At 65.7% G+C, this 5013-nt stretch carries 5 protein-coding genes; 4 read left to right on the top strand and 1 reads right to left on the bottom strand.

The window, feature by feature from the left end; translation table 11 throughout:
• The 4 genes from GYA94_RS19205 to GYA94_RS19220 all read left to right on the top strand — a co-directional run.
• Positions 1-1019, top strand: a 1019-nt coding sequence (locus GYA94_RS19205) for an efflux transporter outer membrane subunit (RefSeq protein WP_161892886.1), incomplete at its 5' end; no start/stop codon positions are given.
• The gene (locus tag GYA94_RS19210; RefSeq protein ID WP_161892887.1) at positions 1016-3193 is read left to right on the top strand and encodes an FUSC family protein; all 2178 of its coding nucleotides are present in this window, start codon (positions 1016-1018) and stop codon (positions 3191-3193) included. The genes GYA94_RS19205 and GYA94_RS19210, both read left to right, overlap by 4 nt.
• Before the next feature lie 4 nt (positions 3194-3197).
• Positions 3198-3398 (top strand): DUF1656 domain-containing protein, encoded by a 201-nt coding sequence (locus GYA94_RS19215; protein WP_009685040.1) that lies wholly within the window; start codon positions 3198-3200, stop codon positions 3396-3398.
• Positions 3399-3408: 10 nt separating this feature from the next.
• Positions 3409-4269, top strand: coding sequence for an efflux RND transporter periplasmic adaptor subunit (locus GYA94_RS19220; protein WP_029888019.1), 861 nt, complete (start codon positions 3409-3411; stop codon positions 4267-4269).
• A gap of 182 nt (positions 4270-4451) precedes the next feature.
• On the opposite strand, the gene GYA94_RS19225 is transcribed toward GYA94_RS19220, so the two are convergent.
• Positions 4452-4898 (bottom strand): universal stress protein, encoded by a 447-nt coding sequence (locus tag GYA94_RS19225; RefSeq protein ID WP_110675591.1) that lies wholly within the window; start codon positions 4896-4898, stop codon positions 4452-4454.
• Between the last annotated feature and the right edge of the window lie 115 nt (positions 4899-5013).

Below are 5013 nucleotides of genomic sequence, written 5' to 3' on the forward strand. Positions count from 1 at the left end.
TGGCTGAAGCGCGCCAGGCACAGCTGGAGCTGCAGAACAACGTGGTGCGCGCCTATATCCAGCTGAGCCTGCACTTTGCCCAGCGCGATATCGTCAAGGCCGAGCTGGCACAGCAAGAACAGATCCTGGCCTTGGCCAAGCGCCGCCTGGCGGCCGGTATCGGCACCCATTTCGAAGTCAGCCAGGCCGAAGCGCCGCTGCCGGAAACCCATCGCCAGCTCGATAGCCTCGACGAAGAAATCGCCCTGGCCCGCAACCAGCTGGCCGCCCTGGCCGGCAAAGGCCCGGGGGAGGGCGCGCAGTTGCAGCGCCCGGCCCTGGCCCTGGCCGCACCACTGAAGCTGCCGTCCAACCTGCCTGCGGCACTGGTCGGCCAGCGCCCGGATGTGGTCGCCAGCCGCTGGCAGGTGGCTGCGCAGGCACGCGGCATCGACGTCGCGCACGCCGGCTTCTTCCCCAACGTCGACCTGGTCGGCAGCCTGGGCTTCATGGCCACGGGCGGCGGGCCGCTGGAATTCCTGACCGGGCGCAAGTTCAACTACAACGTTGGCCCGGCCATCAGCCTGCCGATCTTCGACGGCGGGCGCCTGCGCTCGCAGCTGGGCGTGGCCTCGGCTGGCTATGACGTGGCCGTGGCGCGCTACAACCAGACCGTGGTCGGTGCGCTGAAGAACATTTCCGACCAGTTGATCCGCCGCGAGTCGATGCAGCAGCAGTCGCACTTCGCTGCCGAATCGGTGGCCGCCGCGCAGAAAACCTACGACATCGCCATGGTCGCCTTCCAGCGTGGCCTTACCGACTACCTCAACGTGCTCAATGCGCAGACCTTGCTGTTCCGCCAGCAGCAGGTGCAGCAGCAGGTGCAGGCGGCACGCTTGATCGCCCATGCCGAGCTGGTCACCGCCCTGGGCGGTGGCCTGCAGGCTGGCCAGGACGTACCCCAGGAAGAACGCCAGGCTGCGCCGAAGACCCCGGCGGCCCTGGCCATTTTCGATACCCGGCCGGACAACGCTGAATGATCACTTCCAGTTTGCCTGTGCGCTGGCTGCGAAGCCTGGAATGGCGTCGCGGCTTCTTCGCCTGGGCGCGTACCGATGGCGTGACCTGGGTCTACATCTTCAAGGTACTGGCAGCCGCGTTCATTACCCTGTGGCTGGCCATGCGCCTGGAGCTGCCGCAACCGCGCACGGCGATGATCACCGTGTTCATCGTCATGCAGCCGCAAAGCGGCCACGTGTTCGCCAAGAGCTTCTACCGGGTGCTCGGCACCCTGGCCGGCTCGGCGATGATGGTGGCGTTGATTGCCATTTTCCCGCAGAACACCGAGCTGTTCCTGCCCAGCCTGGCGCTGTGGGTTGGGCTGTGCTCGGCCGGTGCCATGCGCTACCGCACCTTCCGCGCCTATGGCTTCGTGCTGGCCGGCTACACCGCGGCCATGATCGGCCTGCCGGTGCTGCAGCACCCCGACCAGGCGTTCATGGCGGCGGTGTGGCGGGTACTGGAAATTGCCCTGGGCATCCTGGTGTCGACCTTCGTCAGTGCCGCGATCCTGCCGCAGTCGGCCAGCGCCGCCATGCGTAACGCCCTGTACCAGCGCTTTGGCGTGTTCGCCGGGGTGGTGGTCGAGGCCTTGCGCGGTGACAGCCAGCGTGACCGCTTCGAGAGCAGCAATGTGCGCTTCGTGGCCGAGGCGGTGGGCCTGGAAAGCCTGCGTAACGTCACCGCCTTCGAAGACCCGCACATGCGCCGGCGCAGTGGCCGGCTGGTGCGGATGAACAGCGAGTTCATGGCCATCACCACACGCTTCAACGCCCTGCACCGCCTGCTGGAGCGGCTGCGTGCACGTGGCCCGCGGCAGATCGTCACCGCCATCGAGCCGGGCCTGAACACCTTGGTGGAGCTGTTGCAGCCTTACGTGGGCCGGGCGCTGACCGACGCCGATGCACTGCGCCTGACCCTGGAGCTGGGCGCCTACAAGGAAGGCCTGCAAACCCAGGTGCGTAGCCTGCGGGCCGACTACCTGGCAACCGGGCCGAGCGCGGCCGACCAGCTCGACTTCCACACGGTGTTCGAGCTGTTGTACCGCTTCATCGACGAAATGTTCAGCTACGCCGAAACCCACGCCTCGCTGGCCGCGCACAAGCACGAGCGCGAGCAATGGGACGAGCCCTATGTGGCGCAGACCAGCTGGCTGGTGTCGTTGGCAGCGGGCGTGCGCGCCTCGACAGTGCTGTTGCTGCTGGGCAGCTACTGGCTGCTCAGCGACTGGCCCAGTGGCGCCATGATGACCCTGATCGCCACGGTGACCGTGGGCTTGTCGGCGGCCTCGCCCAACCCCAAGCGCATGTCGTTCCAGATGGCCTGCGGCACTGCGCTGGGGGCCTTGGTCGGCTTCTTCGAGACCTTCTTCGTGTTCCCCTGGATCGATGGGTTCCCATTGCTGTGCATGGTGCTGGCGCCTGTGTTCGTGCTCGGCGCGTTTCTCTCGTCACGGCCGGCCTACGCGGGCTACGGCATCGGCCTGCTGGTGTTTTTCGCCATCGGCTCGGTACCCAACAACCTGACCGTGTACGACCCCTACAGCTTCATCAATGACTACATCGGCATGATTCTGGGCATGTGCGTGTGTGCCGCCGCCGGGGCGATCATCCTGCCACCCAACAGCCGCTGGTTGTGGAGCCGCCTGGAGCAGGAGCTACGCGAGCAGGTGTTGTTTGCCATCAGCGGCCGCCTGCGTGGCATCGGCACGGCGTTCGAAAGCCGCACCCGCGACCTGCTGCACCAGGCCTACGGCCTGGCAGCCGGCAAGCCGAAGGTTCAGAGCGAGCTGATGGGCTGGATGTTCACCGTGCTGGAGGTCGGCCACGCGGTTATCGAGCTGCGCAAGGAGCAGGCCCGCGCCCCGGTGCACCCGGCCTATGCCGAGTCGCAACCGTGGCGCCAGGCCATCCGCGTGATGGGCCGGGCCCTGGCACGGCTGTTTCTGCAGCCCAGTGCCAGCAACCACGAACGCGCGCTGGTAGCAGTGGACCATGCCATTGCCCGGGTGCAGGCCACTGACGAGCCCTTCGCCCGGCACTTCGATACCTCGGTGCTGCGCCGTGCGCAAAGCTACCTGCACTTTATCCGTTCTTCCCTGCTCGACCCACAGTCGCCGCTGGTGCCGGCGAAAGGACTGCCAGATGCTGCGTGAAAGCATGCCCCGCGAAATCGCCTTCCATGGTGTGTACATGCCCACCATGACCTTGATGTTCCTGTTTGCGCTGGGCCTGGCCTGGGGCCTGGACCGGTTCATCGCCAGCCATGATGGCTACCGCTTCTTCTGGCACCCGGCGTTGCTGCGCCTGAGCCTGTTCGTCTGCCTGTTCGGCGCCATGGCGCTTACTGTCTACTGGTGAGAAACCTTCGATGAAAAAGTTCTTCAGCCTGATCGCCACCCTGCTGGTGCTGGTCGCTGCCGTGGCCATCGGTCGCCAGTTGTGGGTGCACTACATGACCACGCCGTGGACCCGTGACGGCCGCGTTCGTGCCGATATCATCAACGTGGCCGCCGACGTGCCTGGCTATGTGGTGGACGTGCCGGTCAAGGACAACCAGCGGGTGAAGAAGGGCGACCTGTTGATCCAGATCGACCCCGAGCACTATCAGCTCGCTGTCGACCAGGCCAAGGCGCTGGTCGCGTCGCGCAAGGCCACCTGGGAGATGCGCAAGGTCAACGCCAAGCGCCGTGCCGACATGGACAACCTGGTGATCTCCAAGGAAAACCGTGACGATGCCAGCAATATTGCCAACGCCGCCCAGGCCGATTATCAGCAGGCGCTTGCCGAGCTGGCGGCTGCCGAACTCAACCTGAAACGGACCCACATCGTGGCCACGGTGGACGGTTATGTGACCAACCTGAATATCCACCGTGGCGATTACGCGCGTACCGGTGAAGCGGTGATGGCAGTGGTCGACGAGAACTCGTTCTGGGTGTACGGCTTCTTCGAGGAGACCAAGCTGCCGCATGTGAAGGTAGGTGACCAGGCCGAGCTGCAGATGATGAGCGGCGAGCGCATCAAGGGCCATGTGGAGAGCATCGCCCGCGGTATCTACGACCGCGACAACCCGCAAAGCCGCGAGCTGATCGCCGACGTGAACCCTACTTTCAACTGGGTACGCCTGGCGCAGCGGGTGCCGGTGCGCATTCACATCGATGAAGTGCCGGAAGGGTTCTTGCTGGCGGCGGGGACGACTTGTACGGTGGTGGTGAAGCCGAGCGAGGGGTGACCTGCGGCGCCATTCTGGCCCACAGTCACTGCACTGCCTTTGAATACAGCGCTGGACCTGTGGTGGCGGGCATGCCCGGCAAGAATCCAACGCGGTGGCTGGCACCGGCTGCGCCGGTGTTCGCGGGCGCGCCCGCTCCCACAGGGTACGCTGTGCGCCTGCCAGCATCGACAACCTGGCGTTCAGGCGGGCCCCACCAATACCGGCACCTTCACCCGGTCGATCACCTTCGCGCTGATCGATGGGTCCAGCAACCGGCCCAGCCGTGACAGGTGGCGGTGGCCCATGATGATCAGTTCGCAGTTCAGTTCCTGCGCCTTGGCTACGATCGCCTCGACCGGTTGCCCCGCGATCATGCAGCCCTGGCTGGCGAAGCCGGCCTGTTGCAACTCGCCTACCGCCTTGGCCACCGCGTCGTCGGCCTGGTGCTGTTCCTTGCAGGCGGCGGGGTATTGCTCCAGCTCTTCGGTGGTGTAGGGCGCGGGTTGCTCGTGCACGGCGAAGGTAGAGTCGATGGCCAGCAGCACGTGCAATTCGTGTTCGCCGGGGCGGCAGTAACGGCGGGCGAGGGTGAGCAGGGCGGCGGCGGCGGGGGAGGCGTCGATGGCGATCAGGACTGGGCTGGGCATGCAGGATCCTTGCTTCTGGCTGGCTAGTCATTTGCCTGCACCGCCCCTATCGCCGGCAAGCCTGCTCCCACAGGTTCAACACAGGCCTTGGGCATTGTGGGATCCCTGTGGGAGC

Origin of the sequence: Pseudomonas juntendi (genome assembly GCF_009932375.1) — a bacterium.
GTDB lineage: Bacteria > Pseudomonadota > Gammaproteobacteria > Pseudomonadales > Pseudomonadaceae > Aquipseudomonas > Aquipseudomonas juntendi.

Coding starts and splice junctions, on each gene's coding strand:
- GYA94_RS19210 (WP_161892887.1), top strand. CDS start 1,016: ATGATCACTTCCAGTTTGCCTGTGCGCTGGCTGCGAAGCCTGGAATGG.
- GYA94_RS19215 (WP_009685040.1), top strand. CDS start 3,198: ATGCCCCGCGAAATCGCCTTCCATGGTGTGTACATGCCCACCATGACC.
- GYA94_RS19220 (WP_029888019.1), top strand. CDS start 3,409: ATGAAAAAGTTCTTCAGCCTGATCGCCACCCTGCTGGTGCTGGTCGCT.
- GYA94_RS19225 (WP_110675591.1), bottom strand. CDS start 4,898: ATGCCCAGCCCAGTCCTGATCGCCATCGACGCCTCCCCCGCCGCCGCC.